16 protein-coding genes and 1 pseudogene are annotated in these 16,287 nt (G+C 42.9%); 6 read left to right on the top strand and 11 right to left on the bottom strand.

The window, feature by feature from the left end:
• Positions 1 to 56: 56 nt before the first annotated feature.
• A pseudogene (gene arsB, locus CS022_RS23715) lies at positions 57 to 949 on the top strand (ACR3 family arsenite efflux transporter); the annotation flags it as partial.
• 190 nt (positions 950 to 1,139) lie between these two features.
• Here arsB and CS022_RS23710 read toward each other — a convergent pair.
• On the bottom strand, positions 1,140 to 1,325 hold the full coding sequence (locus CS022_RS23710) for a hypothetical protein (protein ID WP_129124346.1): 186 nt from the start codon (positions 1,323 to 1,325) through the stop codon (positions 1,140 to 1,142).
• A 329-nt stretch (positions 1,326 to 1,654) separates the two neighbouring features.
• On the opposite strand from CS022_RS23710, the gene CS022_RS23705 reads away from it, so the two are divergent.
• Positions 1,655 to 2,083 (top strand): GNAT family N-acetyltransferase, encoded by a 429-nt coding sequence (locus CS022_RS23705; RefSeq protein ID WP_129124345.1) that lies wholly within the window; start codon positions 1,655 to 1,657, stop codon positions 2,081 to 2,083.
• 134 nt (positions 2,084 to 2,217) lie between these two features.
• Positions 2,218 to 3,834: an ABC transporter ATP-binding protein gene (locus CS022_RS23700; protein ID WP_129124344.1), complete on the top strand. Its 1,617-nt coding sequence runs from the start codon at positions 2,218 to 2,220 to the stop codon at positions 3,832 to 3,834.
• A gap of 85 nt (positions 3,835 to 3,919) precedes the next feature.
• Here CS022_RS23700 and CS022_RS23695 read toward each other — a convergent pair whose 3' ends face one another.
• Positions 3,920 to 5,473, bottom strand: a complete 1,554-nt coding sequence (locus tag CS022_RS23695) for a peptidoglycan-binding domain-containing protein (protein ID WP_129124343.1) — start codon at positions 5,471 to 5,473, stop codon at positions 3,920 to 3,922.
• A gap of 713 nt (positions 5,474 to 6,186) precedes the next feature.
• On the opposite strand from CS022_RS23695, the gene CS022_RS23690 reads away from it, so the two are divergent.
• A complete protein-coding gene (locus tag CS022_RS23690) occupies positions 6,187 to 6,654 on the top strand; it encodes a GNAT family N-acetyltransferase (RefSeq protein WP_145964539.1) in 468 nt (155 codons plus the stop codon).
• A gap of 44 nt (positions 6,655 to 6,698) precedes the next feature.
• Here the strand turns inward: CS022_RS23690 and CS022_RS23685 are convergent, their stop codons facing one another.
• The gene (locus CS022_RS23685) at positions 6,699 to 7,037 is read right to left on the bottom strand and encodes a hypothetical protein (protein ID WP_129124341.1); all 339 of its coding nucleotides are present in this window, start codon (positions 7,035 to 7,037) and stop codon (positions 6,699 to 6,701) included.
• A gap of 333 nt (positions 7,038 to 7,370) precedes the next feature.
• Between CS022_RS23685 and CS022_RS23680 the strand changes: the two genes are divergently transcribed.
• Positions 7,371 to 9,683: a methyl-accepting chemotaxis protein gene (locus CS022_RS23680; protein ID WP_129124340.1), complete on the top strand. Its 2,313-nt coding sequence runs from the start codon at positions 7,371 to 7,373 to the stop codon at positions 9,681 to 9,683.
• A gap of 27 nt (positions 9,684 to 9,710) precedes the next feature.
• Here CS022_RS23680 and CS022_RS23675 read toward each other — a convergent pair whose 3' ends face one another.
• Both CS022_RS23675 and CS022_RS23670 read right to left on the bottom strand, forming a co-directional pair.
• Positions 9,711 to 10,562 carry a LysR family transcriptional regulator gene (locus tag CS022_RS23675; RefSeq protein ID WP_129124339.1) on the bottom strand — a complete coding sequence of 284 codons (852 nt, stop codon included), beginning with the start codon at positions 10,560 to 10,562 and terminating at the stop codon, positions 9,711 to 9,713.
• Positions 10,563 to 10,720: 158 nt separating this feature from the next.
• Positions 10,721 to 11,338, bottom strand: coding sequence for a hypothetical protein (locus CS022_RS23670; protein ID WP_129124338.1), 618 nt, complete (start codon positions 11,336 to 11,338; stop codon positions 10,721 to 10,723).
• A gap of 432 nt (positions 11,339 to 11,770) precedes the next feature.
• On the opposite strand from CS022_RS23670, the gene CS022_RS23665 reads away from it, so the two are divergent.
• Positions 11,771 to 12,424 (top strand): glutathione S-transferase family protein, encoded by a 654-nt coding sequence (locus CS022_RS23665; RefSeq protein ID WP_129124337.1) that lies wholly within the window; start codon positions 11,771 to 11,773, stop codon positions 12,422 to 12,424.
• A gap of 67 nt (positions 12,425 to 12,491) precedes the next feature.
• Here CS022_RS23665 and CS022_RS23660 read toward each other — a convergent pair whose 3' ends face one another.
• From CS022_RS23660 to CS022_RS23640, 6 genes are all read right to left on the bottom strand, one after another.
• Positions 12,492 to 13,256 (bottom strand): phosphotransferase enzyme family protein, encoded by a 765-nt coding sequence (locus CS022_RS23660; RefSeq protein WP_129124336.1) that lies wholly within the window; start codon positions 13,254 to 13,256, stop codon positions 12,492 to 12,494.
• Between the two features lie 104 nt (positions 13,257 to 13,360).
• A complete protein-coding gene (locus CS022_RS26970; RefSeq protein WP_235869883.1) occupies positions 13,361 to 13,537 on the bottom strand; it encodes a hypothetical protein in 177 nt (58 codons plus the stop codon).
• The gene (locus CS022_RS26965; protein ID WP_235869882.1) at positions 13,534 to 13,884 is read right to left on the bottom strand and encodes a hypothetical protein; all 351 of its coding nucleotides are present in this window, start codon (positions 13,882 to 13,884) and stop codon (positions 13,534 to 13,536) included. Before CS022_RS26965 ends, CS022_RS26970 begins: the two co-directional genes overlap by 4 nt.
• A gap of 285 nt (positions 13,885 to 14,169) precedes the next feature.
• Positions 14,170 to 14,736: a chloramphenicol phosphotransferase CPT family protein gene (locus CS022_RS23650; protein ID WP_129124335.1), complete on the bottom strand. Its 567-nt coding sequence runs from the start codon at positions 14,734 to 14,736 to the stop codon at positions 14,170 to 14,172.
• A gap of 19 nt (positions 14,737 to 14,755) precedes the next feature.
• Positions 14,756 to 15,391, bottom strand: coding sequence for a histidine phosphatase family protein (locus CS022_RS23645; protein ID WP_129124334.1), 636 nt, complete (start codon positions 15,389 to 15,391; stop codon positions 14,756 to 14,758).
• A 180-nt stretch (positions 15,392 to 15,571) separates the two neighbouring features.
• On the bottom strand, positions 15,572 to 16,192 hold the full coding sequence (locus tag CS022_RS23640; protein WP_129124333.1) for a hypothetical protein: 621 nt from the start codon (positions 16,190 to 16,192) through the stop codon (positions 15,572 to 15,574).
• Between the last annotated feature and the right edge of the window lie 95 nt (positions 16,193 to 16,287).

Below are 16,287 nucleotides of genomic sequence, written 5' to 3'. Positions count from 1 at the left end.
ATCTGGGTAATGATTTTCCCGATGATGGTGCAGGTTGATTTTAGCTCGATCAAAGCGTTGCAGTTCTGATCTGGGTAATGATTTTCCCGATGATGGTGCAGGTTGATTTTAGCTCGATCAAAGATGTCGGCGATAAGCTAAGGGGCTCCTTCTTACGTTGGTTATAAACTGGCTCATCAAGCCTTTCTCTATGGCTGCACTCGGCTGGCTATTCTTCAATGTGTTGTTTGTTGATTTTGTTGATCCGGCATCAGCAAGTGAATACATCGCAGGTATGATCTTGTTGGGTGTTGCGCCCTGCACAGCCATGGTGTTTGTTTGGAGCCAAATGACGAAGGGGGATGCGAATTACACGCTGGTCCAGGTGTCGGTCAATGACGTTATCATGGTCTTTGCCTTTGCACCCATCACGGCCTTTTTGCTTGGTGTCAGCGATATTCAAGTGCCCTGGCAAACACTGCTGCTTTCGGTATCGCTGTATGTGATTCTTCCGCTTGTTGCCGGTGTGATGGTACGTGCGTATTTGATGCGCTCGGGCGAACAGTCGATGGCAAGTTTTTTACAACGCGTAAAGCCTTGGTCCGTCGTGGGTTTGTTGGGAACCGTCGTCTTGTTGTTTGGGTTTCAGGCCAATACCATTATTGAGCAACCGACGACCATACTCTTGATTGCTATACCCTTGCTTATTCAAACATATGGCATTTTTGCAATCGCATACTGGCTGGCGAAGAAGCTTAACTTACCGCATAACATCGCAGCACCTGCCAGCATGATAGGGACATCGAACTTCTTCGAGCTGGCAGTTGCCGTGGCAATTTCACTTTTCGGCTTACACTCTGGCGCAGCACTGGCAACGGTAGTGGGCGTGCTGGTGGAAGTGCCAGTGATGTTGTCTCTCGTCTACTTTGCGAATCAGACTCGGCATTGGTTCCCCGCGCCTGCGAGCTAAATTTACGGCTTCTCGGTAAAATAGCTTTCTAATTGCAGCTTCACACTTGAAGCTGCTTTTTGTTGTGCAGTTCTGGCATATAACTTCTGCTCTTTATCCTCACTGAAGTGGTATTCAGCATCATATTGAAATGGATGAACTGCTGGATCGAATATAGAGATATCAAAGCCTAGCTCGAGTAAATACTGGTTTAACAACCTGAAATTGCTTTTTCCCCTGAACTGAATGATTCGATAGGGAGTGTCTCCTGATTTACAAAACAGGGCGATATGTAAGCACTGTTGATGTCTGAGGGAGCGTTAATTGAATCAAGAAAGGCTGACACTTTTTCATCAAGAAGAGGCAGGAAAGCGGCACCTGTAAGGAATGTATTCATCTATTGCGCTATAAATCTTGCAGTTAATTGAGGTTTTCGGGCGATTTAATAATGAGTTTATCTATAAAGTGAAACCAAATTGAGTAGATGAATAATATGTGCGAGTTACTTCGAATATATGTTTCGCTTTGATGACAGATATCGTATTCAGGCAGCTTTAACAGACACTTCAGGCGGCTTACTCTTTGTGTAGGGCAAAAGCACCTAACACCGTTTTGTATACCTACTCCCAATCTTTGCGCTCAGGGCACTCATTCCTCAGAGGATAAGTTTGAAACGGCGCGTGTGACTTTTATATTGGTAGACGAGGGACTCAAAAGGTAAAGCAGATGGTGACTGAAGTCGATATCAAACCAGCACGGGATGCCGATTTTGCAAAAACGATGACGCAAACCAATATGGCTGAGTACTACAAAAAACGAAACATGACGTGGGACGATGCGCTGTTTAATCAAAGTTGGCGTAAGTTTGATAATTACGAAGTATGGTTTGAGGCGTGTCGGGTTGGTGTGGTTCGTTTCTCCTATGACGAAAATGAATGCCGCCTTCGTGATCTGCAAATTGTTCAAGGCCATCAGGGTAAAGGTATCGGGTCTGCGTGTATTCAGTTTGCCGTCGCTCATGCCAGAGAAAAGGGAAGTGAAAGTTTGTGGCTGCGTGTGTTTCCTGAAAATCCTGCGATTGCGCTTTATCAACGAATGGGGTTCCGCTTTCATGTTCGAAATGAAAACCTCTGTGAAATGGTATGTGATGTGTGAATTTACTGGCTGCTAAGATTTGAGCAGCATGAGATCTGGTGTGTGTTGTTGTTACGCAACCGGAAAATTTTATTGCATTTTCAATTGATGGAACGATAATCGTTATCACTTACATTTCATAATGGTGACTTAGGATGAGTGAAAAGCAGCCACTTCTCGAAGTGAATGATCTTTGGGTTAAATTCAAAATGGATACGGGTGACGTTGAGGCTGTAAAAGGTCTGTCCTTCACTCTGGAGAAAGGTCAAACACTCGCATTGGTTGGTGAATCTGGTTCTGGTAAGTCGGTATCATCCAGCGCCATCATGGGCCTTTTACCTCCTAATGGTTCCATACCTGAAAAAAGCTCAATCAAGTTCCTTGGTGACGAAGTCCTCACGATGTCTGAGAAAGCGCTCCGCGCACTACGTGGCGACCGCATCGCAATGATTTTTCAGGAACCGATGACGTCACTTAATCCTTTCATGCCTGTCGGTGAACAAGTAGCTGAAGCCGTTATCATCCATAGAAAAGTGTCAAAGAAAGAAGCCATGGCTGAAGCTCTGTCGCTGTTTCACAAGGTTAAGCTCCCTGAGCCTGAGCGACGCATCAACAAATATCCGCACGAATTTTCAGGCGGTCAGCTTCAGCGCATCATGATCGCAATGGCACTGGCCAATAAGCCAGATATCCTCATCGCGGATGAGCCAACGACGGCTCTTGACGTCACCGTTCAGGCAGAAGTGCTTAAGCTGATTAAGGATATCCAAGCAGAGATGGGAATGGCCATCCTGTTCATTACTCATGACCTTGGTGTTGTCAGACACTTCGCTGATGATGTTGTCGTTATGCGTCATGGTGAGAAAGTAGAGACAGGTACTGTTGAAGAAGTGTTTACACAGCCAAAGCATGAGTATACGAAAATGCTATTGGATGCTGAGCCTAAACCGCAGCAACGTGACCAGTCAGAAAAAGATGACCTGCTGGTGGTTAACGATGCGAAAGTACGTTACGTGCTCAACAAAAACTTTTTCGGTAAACCAACTGATTTTGTCGATGCAGTGAAAGGCATCAGCTTGAGAATTAAGCAAGGCCAGACTGTGGGTATTGTTGGTGAATCAGGCTCGGGTAAGTCGACATTAGGTCGCGCAATTATGCAGATGTTGCCTTATACGGGAGATGTCTCTTTTGCAGGAGCAAACCTCGAGACGTTGGGCAAAAAAGAGCGATTCAACATTAAGCGTGATATGCAGATGGTGTTTCAGGACCCGTATGGCTCTCTGTCTCCGCGCATGACTATCGGTGAGATTATTGCGGAGCCGCTGACAGTCTTCACTGACCTTGATAAAAAGCAGCGTCTGGATAAGGCGCGCAAAGCCCTCGCTGAAGTTCGATTGGACCCGCTAAGCGTGAACCGTTACCCTCATGAATTCTCGGGTGGTCAACGCCAGCGTATCGCGATCGCCAGAGCGCTGATTCTTGAGCCTAAGTTCATTTTGTTGGATGAGCCGACTTCCGCACTTGATCGCTCTGTTCAGTTAACTGTACTTGAGCTTTTGGATGATATTCAGAAACGCAGAAATATCACATACCTCTTTATCAGCCACGATCTCTCTGTTGTAAGGGCTATTTCTGACCACGTTATCGTTATGCAGCACGGTGAGGTTGTGGAAGAGGGTGAACCAGAGCAGATTTTCGAAAGGCCTGAAAAAGAGTACACCAAGCGCCTTATCGATGCATGTATGCTTATTGACGATATCGCTGTCGCCTAAGAAAAGTGTTTTCCCCACTAAAGAAAAGCCCCGTTATCAAACGGGGCTTTTTTTCAATCAACAAACGTTAGTGTCGTTTATCTGATTATTTTGGTGCAACGCCCAATGCCTTAACAGTGGCAATGTTCAGGTATTTATCGACAGGCAGGCTATTGTCTTTCTGGAATAGATTGACTGCGGCCATAGTATCTTTGCCGATTACACCGTCAATTCTACCTGGGTTATAACCGCGCGTTTCAAGCGCACGTTGGATATCACCGATGCGGCTGCGCGTCATGTTGGTTTCGCACAGAATTGAACGCCACTCCATGAAGCCTTTAGCGATCATTTCGTCTTGGCTCACCGTTTTATACTGCGCTGGAATAACAGTACGCTTTACGTCAGCAGCTTTAACCAGTTTCTGTACATTCACGTTTTTGTACTGCGCTGGAATCGCTACAGTCTCAAACCCAGCGGGTTGAACGAGAACACGCTTCTGAACAGTCTTGTACTGAGCTGGCTGCTCAACAAGACAAATCTTGTTACCTGTTCTTGTTGAAGCAGGCAGTGACTTGTCATGTACTTCATGCCAAATGTATTGACCATCTGAAACTTGTTTTTTCTTCGAAACGTTGGTGTATTTTGCCGGTACTGCAGTACGTGTTTCTGAAGCTGGTGTTACCAACTCCTGTACTTTTACTGTTTCATATACAGCCGGAATTTCGACAGTACGCGAGGTGGCTGGTGTCTTCAGAACTTGCTTATAAACCGTTCTGTAGGTTGCAGGCACATCAACAAGACACATGATCTCGCCAGTTGATTCATCAATCTTTTGTATTGCGCCCGTACCTTTTTTCCAAACCTGATGTGCTGGTTTGTCGATAACTTGTTCTCCCACTGTTTCATAGACAGCTGGGACCGTTTCTACACGTGATGATGCTTCTTTCACCAGTATCTGTTTTTCTACTGTGCGGTAAGATGCAGGAATCGGTACGATAGTTTCACTCGCATCACTGACCAACACTTGCTCGTTCACATTTTCAAATTTAGGTGCCAGATAATGCTCGTGGTAACAGACGTTAGGTTTCGCATTATCAATGTCGATACCGTATTTCTTGGCAGTTGCTATGACCCCGTCAGACGCAGGTGCCGCTGAGCTGCGGGGTTCCACATGCCAGCTTCTTGTCGCATCGCTGACCAGAACTTTCTCGGAACGTGTTTCATATCTCGCTGCCGTAGGGACAATCTTTGAGGCAGCCGGAGAAATGAGTATCTTCTCTTGTACAGTCTGATAGGACGCAGGTATGGTTTCGAGTGATTCACTCTCGCTTTTAACCAGAACTTGTTTCTCTACTTGTTTGTACTTTGGTTCAACCCAGATTCTCGCATAACACTCACCAGCAGAAGCATTAGGTGGTAAAAGCTCTTCATCATTTTTAACCGCATTTTCTTGCGTCTGTGACTGTGTATTGATTGCAGCGACTTGGTTTGCTACTTCGGCCTCACGTTTAGCAAGGGTTGCTTCCCGTGATTGAAGCTGCTCTTCCTTTTCCTTCAGTTCGTCAATTTTGGCTTGAGTGTTAGCTGTTGATGAGCACCCCGCCAGCGTGATGATCCCTGCCGAGATAAGCAATGACAGTCTTGTCTTACGGTTCTGCATCTTTAATCTACCTTCAAAGTGATACTGAGTCTCTGCCTTTTCATGCTGCCATGATAAGCAGATGTTTTTGTTTGTTATCAGGTGATTGAAACCTGATTTTAATTTAGTTGCACGCTATGAATCTGGATATTAATCGAGTGATAGCGCTGGGAATATATATTCCAGAGAGAAATATAGCACCCCTGAAATAATTATTTATTAATTTACAGCGTTGACATTCTCAACTTTATTCCACTAATTTCAGCCAAGCTACTTGACTGGAATAATAGTGTGATCGAGTTATTTAACGGTTTGTATTTTTTGTCTCAATAATAAAAAGCGTCTTTCGAGTGAAATAAATATACTTGTAACTATTTTATATTTAATTGGGAGAGCGTGAATTATTAGATATAATATAAATTTCTCATAAATATAACTTTACTGAAAGTTTATGATATAAAACATAATTTATTTAAGGAAAATGAATCATTCATGCGTGTGGACTATAAATCGTTGTTTAATTGTTACCCATGTCTCATTTAGACCCTTTTGTCTCATTGCTAATTTTAAAGAGAGAGCGGAGCATACAAGTATTTTGATAAAATAATTGTTCGCAGGATCCATACTAGATCATCATGAATTAAATAAATATTTTTATGATATGAGGCGCATAAATTATAAGTCTCAATGATAAACACATGAAGTCCATGCTAATTATGTAGGTAATAAGAACTTTGAAAGCGTGTGGTGTGGTGTCTGAAATATCTTTTGAACGTGCGACGTCCGCTGATTTGCCCTCGCTGTTTGATTGCTATAAACAGGGAATGAGACAGATTGTTGATGAGGCTTTCGGCTGGGACGAGGATTTCCAGAGAAATGGATTCACGACGAAGCTCGATATTAACGGTTTTCAATGGCTTTTGATCGACCAAAAACGCATTGGCTTCGTTTGCGTTGATGAAGACAAAAAAAATCTCAAACTCAACTTTATTGTGTTGTTTGCGGATAATCAGCAAAAGGGCTTAGGAGAGGTGTATATGAAAATGCTTTTGGCTGAAGCCCATGTTAAAAGAAAAAGCATTGTGTTGAGCTGCTTTAAGAATAACCATCGCGCTATTAACCTTTATAAGAGACTCGATTTTTCATTGACTGATGAAACTCAATATTTCTTCCATTTCGAATCTTCTTTATTACTTGCCTGAAAAACCTAATTGTTACTATTTTCGAAATAAAATCTATTGTTATGCTAAAAAATTATATGGTAGCCGACCATGCTAGATAATCTGTGTTCCACTTTGAACAAGGTAAGGTGGATAGGTCCAGCACTTATACTACTTGCTATATGTTCTATTTCGCTATTCGTGGCGTCAATTTTTAAGCTCTTTGGTATTGCTGACGACCAATTTGTCATCCCAAGTATCATTGTAGGAGCTTGGTCAATTAATTTATTTGTTCTGATCGCTGGCTTTTCCTCTATACCTGTACTCACAAAAGAAAATACTGGTTTCTTCAAAAGAATGCTGATTAGGATGAAAAGAATCTCATACTCGGTTTTCTTTGCTTTCTTTTGCTGTTTAACCGCCACGTTGGCCTTCCTTTCATTCAGACTATTGAGTGTTTGGCTCTAGACTAGATAAATTTCATTATGACCTTATAGATATACAACCTAATGTATTTCTATTTGTCTTGAGAGAGTCGAAAAAAACATCATATTTATTGAACTAAGGTAACTATCTATCAAGCAAACTGGATGCTTGATTCAGTATTATTGCCAATCTTGCTTCATTGCTAGTCCGTTTAGTGTTTGTCTAGATTATTAAATAAACGAATATGTGGAATGAAAAACTGTTTTTAATGATCATATTAATAAAAAACATATATCGTATTAATTTAAATATACATTTGGCGGTACAAAGGCATGAAAATCGCAATGAAAATAATTTTTTCTTGTACAATTCTATGTGCGACTGGAGTCATTGTTAGCGGTGTTCACATAGGATTCAGAGCTGCTGATCTCTCAGAAGACGCTTTGACAAAAAGGCAGAAGGATCAGTTGGTGGCCATCAGAGAGGTCAAGAAACACGAGGTGGAAAACTACTTCACCCAGATTCAACGCCAGTTAGCGACGCTTTCTAAAGATCTTACTTCGCTTGATGCCATCACGGATTTTACAAAAACCTTCACCACTTATTCTCCTAAATTGGAAGGTGACGACGGTGGTCATGCTCTTAAACGCTATTATCGAGAGCAATTTGCGACACGTTATAGTGAGGCTAACAATGGAAGGGAAACCAATGTTACAGGTCACCTTAATCAGATGTCTGACAAGGCTGTAGCGTTACAAACACGTTATATCGCAGCTAACCCCAACAAATTAGGTGAAAAGCATTTATTAAACTCGGACACTCTGGGCACTGATTACGATAAGGCTCATGATAAATACCACCAGACGTATAAGCGCTTCCTCGAAACATTTGGTTATTACGATATATTCCTTGTCGATGTGAGTGGAAATATTGTTTATTCAGTGTTTAAAGAGATCGATTTCGCCACGAATCTCCGGACTGGGCCCTATAAATCATCAGGAATTGCGAGAGCATTTAACAGAGCAATAGCAAATGACGAAGGTCAGTTTCATTTAGAAGATTTTGACTCTTACTACCCGTCTTATGAGGCATCAGCATCTTTTATCGCCATGCCAATGTTCAAAGAAGCTGAGAAGGTTGGTGCGATAATCTTCCAAATGCCAGTCGATGAAATTAATAAACTTATGACGTTCAATGGTAGCTGGGATTTTGCGGGGTTGGGGAAAACAGGTGAATCTTATCTGGTTGGGTCTGATCAGAGAATGCGGAGTGAGCCTCGGCTTCTTATTGAAAACAAGCCTAAATATTTTTCGATGCTGCAACAATCCAATGTCAGTCCATCGGTTGTTTCGCAGATCAAAGCACAAAACACCACCGTGGGGATAAAAACGCTCTCACATGCGACGGTCACTGACGCGCTTAATGGGCAAAGCGGTATAGAAATCATCGATAACTTAGCCGGAGATAAAATTTTCTCGGCATATTCTCCGTTAAATGTGGCGGGATTAAGCTGGGCGATATTAACCGAGATGCGTCATGATGAAGCATTGTCAGATGTTGGAAACCTTCTTACCTCACTCTTTTCGATCATGATTGTCGAAAGTTTAATCATGATTATTGTTGCCGCGCTGATCTCATACTGGATCGGCAAGAGTATTTCCTCGCCAATACGTTTACTTTCAAAGAAAATTCAAGCAATTAGTCAAAGTAATGATCTGACGGAACGGCTTCCAGTTGAACAAAAAGGGGAGGTGGGTGAACTTGCCTCATCCCTCAATGAATTCTTCGATCTCATTCAGTCAACGATGAAACAATTTTGTGTTGCCACGAAAATGCTAAACAAAGATACCTCGGCAATTTCAATGAACATGAGCAGCACACGTAATGCAATTGATGAGCAAACGTTGAAAGCCGCATCCGTCTCTTCAGCAATTGAGGAAATGAGCGCATCGATTGTTCAAGTCTCCGGTGTCGCCAATCAGGCTGCCGAATATGTCCAGGAAGCGAATCAGACAGGAACCAAAGGTGTCGAGATAGGTAATTCTCTTGGAGAGGATATCAGTCAGTTGAATGATGACATGGAGGCGGCGATAGAGGCTATTGGTCGCTTACAGAGTCAACGACAGTCGATTGAACAGATACTGAATGTGATTCAGGAAATTGCTGAGCAAACTAATTTACTCGCACTCAATGCTGCAATTGAAGCAGCAAGAGCAGGAGAACAAGGAAGGGGGTTTGCTGTTGTTGCTGACGAAGTTCGATGCCTAGCGGGCAGGACGCAGCAGTCTACCGAAGAAATCCGAATAAAAATTGATGGGCTTCAAAAGGAAACCAGCAGTGTTCAATATGGCATAGAACAAGCTAACCGTTCGCTTTTGAAAGGAAAAGAGACATGCAATTTAAACACTGAGATGCTGGCAAAAAATATCGAGATGTTGCAAGTCCTCAGTGACCTGAACAGTCAGGTAGCAACCGCAACGACTCAACAGAGAGACGTTACGGAAGACATTAGTCGATCAATCGTGTCGATAAATGACTCGTCAACAAGTGTATCAATGCAGGTCAATGAGGTTGACATAGTGATCAGTAATTTGGCTGAACAGTCTGAAAACCTGCATTGTGAAATGGCGAGGCTTAAATACTAAAACTCAAATGTTCATCGTTGCATCATGTTAGCCAATGATTGACTCTCTGAATGTATCTGACACTTTTTGTAGGTTGCTCACGGAGAAGGAAGGATGTTGTGAGGTTCCAGCAATCAATGCGATATCGATAGCGGGGAGAGCGGGCAATGTTGGCTGGTTTAGAATTTTAAGCTCATTACCGACGGAGCTCTCTGCTATCACACTGATTGCTTTTCCATCTCTGACCAGACTTTTTAGTAATGTCGCACTGGTACTGATTGTCATCACCTCAATATCAATACCTAGCTTTGCCAATCCCTCAACGGCTGAACTGTGAAACTTGCATTCGGGGTTAAAAAGCGCCAAGGGGAGGGGCCTTTCATCGATGACAGTGGATTCTTTACCTATCACCCATACGCCTTTGTCATGGCGAAGAATCCAGCCTTCGTCTGAATTAGCAGGGCGAGTAATGATTGATGCATCTAGATCACCCGCGTCAATGAGTTTGCGTAGTCTTGGCGTAGACGCACAGATAACCTCGAAAGTAAGTTGAGGGTGGTATTTCCTTAAGTGAGAGAGAAACCTTGGTAAGAGCGTATCGGCATAATCATCAGGGCAGCCAAGTTTCACTGCCCTCGTTTTATCACTGAGCCTAAACGTTTTTAACGTCTCATCATGAGCCTCAACCAGCCTTTTAGCGTGGCTAACAAGCTTTTTCCCAGCAGGACTAAGTGTTAAAGGACGTTTCTGTCTCTCAAAAAGAAGTAGATTAAGTTCCTCTTCCAACTTCTTTATCTGCATACTGATAGCAGATTGTGTGCGGAAAATTTGATTGGCAGCACGTGTAAAACTCCCCGTTTCAACGATTGCCAAGAAACCTCTCAATGACTCAATATCCATATACAGCTCTTCGGTGATTGATAGACAGGAATCTAAATGACGTCGAGCCATGGAACAAGTGTGATGTTAAAAAATCGAGGGTCTGCCGAAAAGTGAAACGGCCCGATAGAGATGCAGGCCGTTTCGAGCAACACAAAAATGAGTACGCAATCCGATATTTAGTCGTAACTCCATGAGGAGGGGCGACAAAATCCAAACCTATGCTCCAAACATTCCACCTTGGTTTGTGTGTCTATCTGAAGCTCACGAAGTAAAGCGAGATTTCGCATAATACCTTGTAGTCTTGGGTTGTGGAGATCTGCCTGTGTGCCTTTGTAACCGAGTTGCTTTAATTGCTCCTCGTACATGCACTCCCTGCATTTGAGTACCTCAAGTTTATCTAATTGTTTTTTATATATTTCGTAACCTTTTTTTGTCCCCCACTCTGACACCTTTGTGGTGTAAAAATTCTTGAAAGCCTGATGCTTTGGAGAAAGTGAGTTAACTTCCTTTTTCGTCTCTGACTCTCGATTTTTTTCCTCCGGTGGACTCCGGTTTCCGAAGTTAGTGCTGGTGTTATAGCCGCCATAGTAGCGTTGAGAATACGCTTTCTGTGCATCTATTGAATTAAACTCAGCACTTGAGTTGTAACTTCGATTAGCGTCCTTATTCGGCGGCCCTGTCGACTGCGCACTCCCATATCCTTCTTTCCATGCTGATGAAAATTCAGAAGGCGGAGAGTAACCAATCTTCGTGCATGCGATCGCATTATATTTTGCATAGATCGGCTTAATCATACCTGCTCCTCATAAAGTCCAAATTGTTGGCCTTTATATTTACCGGGAAGTCATACATAGCTCAAAAAATGAATGCTTTCGTGCATTGATATGCCTAATAATCTGGCTAACAATACTCTAAAAGCGAGTGTGAATACGAATACACCTTGTTTCGACTGCCATGTGACTCCCGGCATATCTCTAAGTGGTCTGATACCGGAAAGAGTTCCATAAAACATGCCTAGAAATTTTGTAACTTAATGAATTGCGTGTTTATTTAAGCGAGTATCAGTGCCATATGGCCTGATTTATTGTTAAGTCTCAGTGCAAAGGCTGCACAACATGAGAACTGCTATTTGAACTGTAAATAGTAGATATTGATATTTTTGATTGGCCTTTTTTTTACAAAAAAAATCAATATAAGTAACAAGTTAATAGACACAGGGACAGCTAATGCACTTAATTATTGCTAACAAAAACTATTCATCATGGTCGCTACGTGGATGGTTGATGCTCACCGGGTTTGACCTCGAATTTGAAGAGACAATACTGCCTTTGTTTACTGACGATTTTTACAGCGAGATCAAACGTTATTCACCTGTCGCTAAAGTGCCTGTTTTGGTGGACAAAGAACTAGCCATTTGGGATTCACTTGCAATTGCTGAATATGTTAACGAGACATATTTGAAAGGCAAAGGTTGGCCTGAATCGGCAGCAGAGAGAGCAAAAGCCCGCTCACTGTCAGCAGAAATGCACAGCGGCTTTCCTGCACTTAGGGATGAAATGCCGATGAACTGCAGAGCAATGCGAAAAGTGAGCCCAAGTGAACAGTGCCAATTAGATATCAAGCGTATTGAGTCAATCTGGACTGAACAACGCGAACAATCTTCTGGTAATGGCGAGTGGTTGTTTGGCCAGTTCTCGATGGTCGATTGCATGTATGCGCCAGTGGCGCTGCGTTTTAAAACTTACGGTGTGACGCTCAACCCCATTGCAGCAAAGTACATGGAAACAGTGCTTCAAAGTCAGCCAGTACAACGCTGGTTGAAAGAATCGCTGGAAGATACCAGTATTGTCAGTGAGGATGAGGCGGGCGTGAATATTTAGATAACGCCCATAGAGCTGAAAGGGAGCAGCAGCTCCCTTTTTTAGATACATCTACATTTTAAACAAACTAGTTTATTGCCTGTAGTATGTGATGTCTGTTTTCTTCCAGGTATATGATATCTCGGTGATAGGCAGAACAATGGCCGTCTTCGATGTTAACTGAGAACTGCTCATCCCCTTTTTCTGCCTCGTTAGACATATATGATATCAGTGCTTCTAACCTCTTTATCATGGTATCTACAAGCATGTTCCTTTGTTGTGCGTTTGCACCGTAAGCATCAAGAAACTGCTTTGTTCTGACCATCTGGGTTTCCAGCGTACCGAGTTTGTCGAAAGGGTCTGTTTTGAAGGGTGCCCAACAATACACAGAGTAGGCAAGGTCCCAAACTCTCGGTGCAGGATGCGCGGTATCAAAGTCAAAGACGCCTGAAATGGTATTGCCTTTCAGAGCTACGTTGTAAGGTGTGAAATCGCCATGACAAATCACTTCCGAGGGTTGCTGTGCTGGCAGCATCCATGTTGGTTCATTCGATGTTATGAGGAAATCGGCTGATGCATCATGCATTTCTCGCAACATTTTTCCAGCAGAAACCAATGCCTCAACACTCGCTATGTTGCCTTTTAGCGGGTAGTTATAGGTATCACCATGAATAAACGTCAGGCGCTCATGATTTTCTTCAATGCTTTTGCAAAGGGGGCAGTGGCTAAACCCATTATTGTGCAGATGTCTAAGGAGTTGATGCACAGTCCTGGACCACGGTTTCAATGGTCTAACAACCGTGTCTTTGTCTCGATATATGGCATCTTCTCTGCCACCACTTAGTACTTCCATTCTGGCAAGCGACTCCTTATTTATGAAGTATTGACTGTTTAAATCTGTTCTTAGAGAGGCGGTAACCCGCCGATATTTACGCCCAAAGGATTTTGGAATAATCGTTAGTTAGAGGATTCAAGATCGCTTTTTGTAAATAGTGGGGTAAAGGTGAGACCAAGTTCTTCAAGGTTTTCCCGTCCTGTTGATTCCCGGTCAATCACGCACAATACGTGGTTAATTGTCGCTCCTTGTTCTCTGAGCTTGGTCACTGCGTCAATGATGGCACCACCTGACGTCACGACATCTTCAATAATGACAAGTTCTTTACCTTGAACGTCTCCGCCCTCGGCAAGCTTGCACGTACCGTATGGCTTTGCCTCTTTGCGAACAAAAAGGGTGGGGAATTGGTTTTCAAAGAAAGCGCAGTTGCTATGGGTATTCCTCCCATTTCTAAGCCTGCAAATTGGTCAAAATCTGACGGTAGTAGCGCTGCCATATGCTCCGCGATCGCCGATAAAACTCTCGGGTTAGCTTCAAACAGATATTTATCAAAGTATTCAGATGCAGTGACGCCTGAACGAAGGGTAAATTCCCCTTTAATGTTGGAAATTTTGTATATGGCGTTGGCAAGTTCAGTTCTGTTCATAGCTGCTCCTTGAAAGGGGGAATGACGGGCGTGATGTGATTGACTTTGGCTGGGAAGGCATAGTCCCATTTATTTAATTGGATAAAAATCGCGGATGATAAAATCTTCGAGAGCTTTCGCATCAATATTTTTAGTTGAGAGGAATCTGTGAAAAATAATTAATCAATGAAAAGTAGATAATTAGACTTCATCTTCGACAATGTAATTATATAAAAATAGTGAACGTCGCTTATTTATTGAGCGTTAACCTCTTTAGTAATAAAGCCTGAGGCTTATCGTCTCAGGTTAATTATGAATTTTGGTAGCTATTATTTTTGCACCTTGCTGAGCAGAGTGCTTATCAGTATCAATGATCAGATCGTAATTTACGCCACTGTGGACACGATAGTATTGCTCCACTGACGAGCCGATAACTCTATCGCCTCTTATTCGTTCACGATGTTCAAGGGAAGCTATTGAACACTGCAGACCTACAGAGAAAACGGAGTATGGCTGAAGTTCTTCAAGCCATCGATCAACTTCTCTTTTGCCATCTGCGACATCATCGATAATTAGCTTTTGACCAGACTGCAGCAGGGCGAGTACGCAAGCATGGAAAGCATCATTAACACTAGCGCCATATTCTCCTGATTGAACTCTCATACCTTTTTTGCCCTCTGGCAAGTCTACAGACCTCCAACTGAACCCCTCCGCAGGACCAGTCCCATCCCAGCAGTTGGCTTTTGTCGGCATCATGTTGATAAAGGTATCTATACCTATATGTAGGTAATAGTTAGGTAATGTATCTTGCAACGCCCTTGCTAGAGAAGTTTTTCCTGAACCGCTGGGCCCATTGAGATAAATGACATCCATTACTGTATAAAGTCCAAAGTTATTTATTAAAAAAACCGGGGTCAAAGCGTTTTATTACCCATAGGTGTTTTTGCGGGTAATAAACTGTGTCTATTAGTGCGAGGTCACCGAGAGCAAAAAACAAAGGTTGTTGGTTTGCAGACGGTGCAATACCGCAGATTACTGACATTGTGGCATTGATAAAACCGCCATGTGATATGACGAGGTAATTACCTGCGCCTCTGCGGACGATATTCTGAACCTCCAATGCCGCTCTTGAGAAAAGCTCTGTTCTACTTTCACCATCGTCAGCAGAGACTATTTTCGGCTGATAGGGATTAATGAAATCAGGAGTGGGAAACTGCTGTTCAGCGATATCAAAGGGTAAACCTGCAATTGATCCATTATCCATCTCACGAAGGTTATCTCTGTATTCCACATCAAGACGTAATGCCTCAGCAAATATTGATGCGACCTTACTCGCGCGCTTCAGTGAACTGGATAAAATTAGATCGTAATCGCGCTGCTCATCCAAAAATGAAGTTGCACGGACTTGAGCTTGTTGATGGCCAACTTCGGTGAGTTCAGCATCATAGCGTCCCTCGTGAATTTTGAGATCATCTCCTTCTGAACGCCCATGGCGAACAAAGGTGACCTTTATTTCATGATTGCTCATCACACTTCCTAAACCTCTGTTTTGTTGAATATACGCGGATGATGATGAAGGTTTGTTTCAGATTCAAATATCTCGGAGACAGATCCAAGAACCGGAAACAGGGTGGGTATTGATGACGGTAAGGCTATGTCTTTGCTCGCGGTATGATCAAAGCATATCGCATGAATTTCAGATATCTAATTAATCAAAATGATAAGTGACTCTAACCCCGGTGCTTCCATCATCAAACCATCCTGAGATATAGCCATTGCTGATTTTGTATGTCATTGAGGCTGCCAATATGCCAATAAGCCCATCGACAACATATTTTTGGTCTTCGGTTTGATTCTCCTGTTCGAAGAGCTTAGTCAGTGTCATCGCGCTAACGCCAGAGAGAAGAGCGCAAGTGTTGACAGAAAAACCTTTGGAACTATCGCTGAAATGGTCGCAGTAAACACTACCTGCCAAAGAAGATGCATAAGGCACGAAAATATCTGAGTCTGACGCACTCGTCAGCGTTTGGTATGCAAGGGAGCCAGCAACGATCCCATTCATATTTGCAACAATATCCTGCGTGCTAAAAATATTTTTCTCCTCAAACGAGTCAAGAATCTCTTTGGCCAGACCGGCACCAAAAGTCGCCATAGCACCGCACGCATTTTGCTCAATATCATCCAAGTCTTCAAAAACTCGTTCGCAGAAATAGCTAGACAGTAGAGTCGAAGCAAATGAAACCTGAAAGTGGAGTTGTTTATCCTTTTCCATTGCAATTATCGGCGTTGTGACAAATAGCAGGATGAGTAATAAGAGTGTTTTCATCATGGTTATGTCGCTATACCCACCTAAGTAATATTTTTATTAACAGAAATAGCTAGACAGTAGAGTCGAAGCAAATGAAACCTGAAAGTGGAGTTGTT

It is taken from the genome of Veronia nyctiphanis (genome assembly GCF_004116385.1).
GTDB lineage: Bacteria > Pseudomonadota > Gammaproteobacteria > Enterobacterales > Vibrionaceae > Veronia > Veronia nyctiphanis.
The sequence above is the reverse complement of the archived record's forward strand: the minus strand, read 5'-3'. Positions and strand labels throughout refer to the sequence as shown.

What these genes read in the sequence shown, in the direction of transcription:
- CS022_RS23710 (WP_129124346.1), bottom strand. Translation starts at nt 1,325, where the DNA reads ATGAATACATTCCTTACAGGTGCCGCTTTCCTGCCTCTTCTTGATGAA.
- CS022_RS23705 (WP_129124345.1), top strand. Translation starts at nt 1,655, where the DNA reads ATGGTGACTGAAGTCGATATCAAACCAGCACGGGATGCCGATTTTGCA.
- CS022_RS23700 (WP_129124344.1), top strand. Translation starts at nt 2,218, where the DNA reads ATGAGTGAAAAGCAGCCACTTCTCGAAGTGAATGATCTTTGGGTTAAA.
- CS022_RS23695 (WP_129124343.1), bottom strand. Translation starts at nt 5,473, where the DNA reads ATGCAGAACCGTAAGACAAGACTGTCATTGCTTATCTCGGCAGGGATC.
- CS022_RS23680 (WP_129124340.1), top strand. Translation starts at nt 7,371, where the DNA reads ATGAAAATCGCAATGAAAATAATTTTTTCTTGTACAATTCTATGTGCG.
- CS022_RS23675 (WP_129124339.1), bottom strand. Translation starts at nt 10,562, where the DNA reads ATGGATATTGAGTCATTGAGAGGTTTCTTGGCAATCGTTGAAACGGGG.
- CS022_RS23670 (WP_129124338.1), bottom strand. Translation starts at nt 11,338, where the DNA reads ATGATTAAGCCGATCTATGCAAAATATAATGCGATCGCATGCACGAAG.
- CS022_RS23665 (WP_129124337.1), top strand. Translation starts at nt 11,771, where the DNA reads ATGCACTTAATTATTGCTAACAAAAACTATTCATCATGGTCGCTACGT.
- CS022_RS23660 (WP_129124336.1), bottom strand. Translation starts at nt 13,256, where the DNA reads ATGGAAGTACTAAGTGGTGGCAGAGAAGATGCCATATATCGAGACAAA.
- CS022_RS26965 (WP_235869882.1), bottom strand. Translation starts at nt 13,884, where the DNA reads ATGAACAGAACTGAACTTGCCAACGCCATATACAAAATTTCCAACATT.
- CS022_RS23650 (WP_129124335.1), bottom strand. Translation starts at nt 14,736, where the DNA reads ATGGATGTCATTTATCTCAATGGGCCCAGCGGTTCAGGAAAAACTTCT.
- CS022_RS23645 (WP_129124334.1), bottom strand. Translation starts at nt 15,391, where the DNA reads ATGAGCAATCATGAAATAAAGGTCACCTTTGTTCGCCATGGGCGTTCA.
- CS022_RS23640 (WP_129124333.1), bottom strand. Translation starts at nt 16,192, where the DNA reads ATGATGAAAACACTCTTATTACTCATCCTGCTATTTGTCACAACGCCG.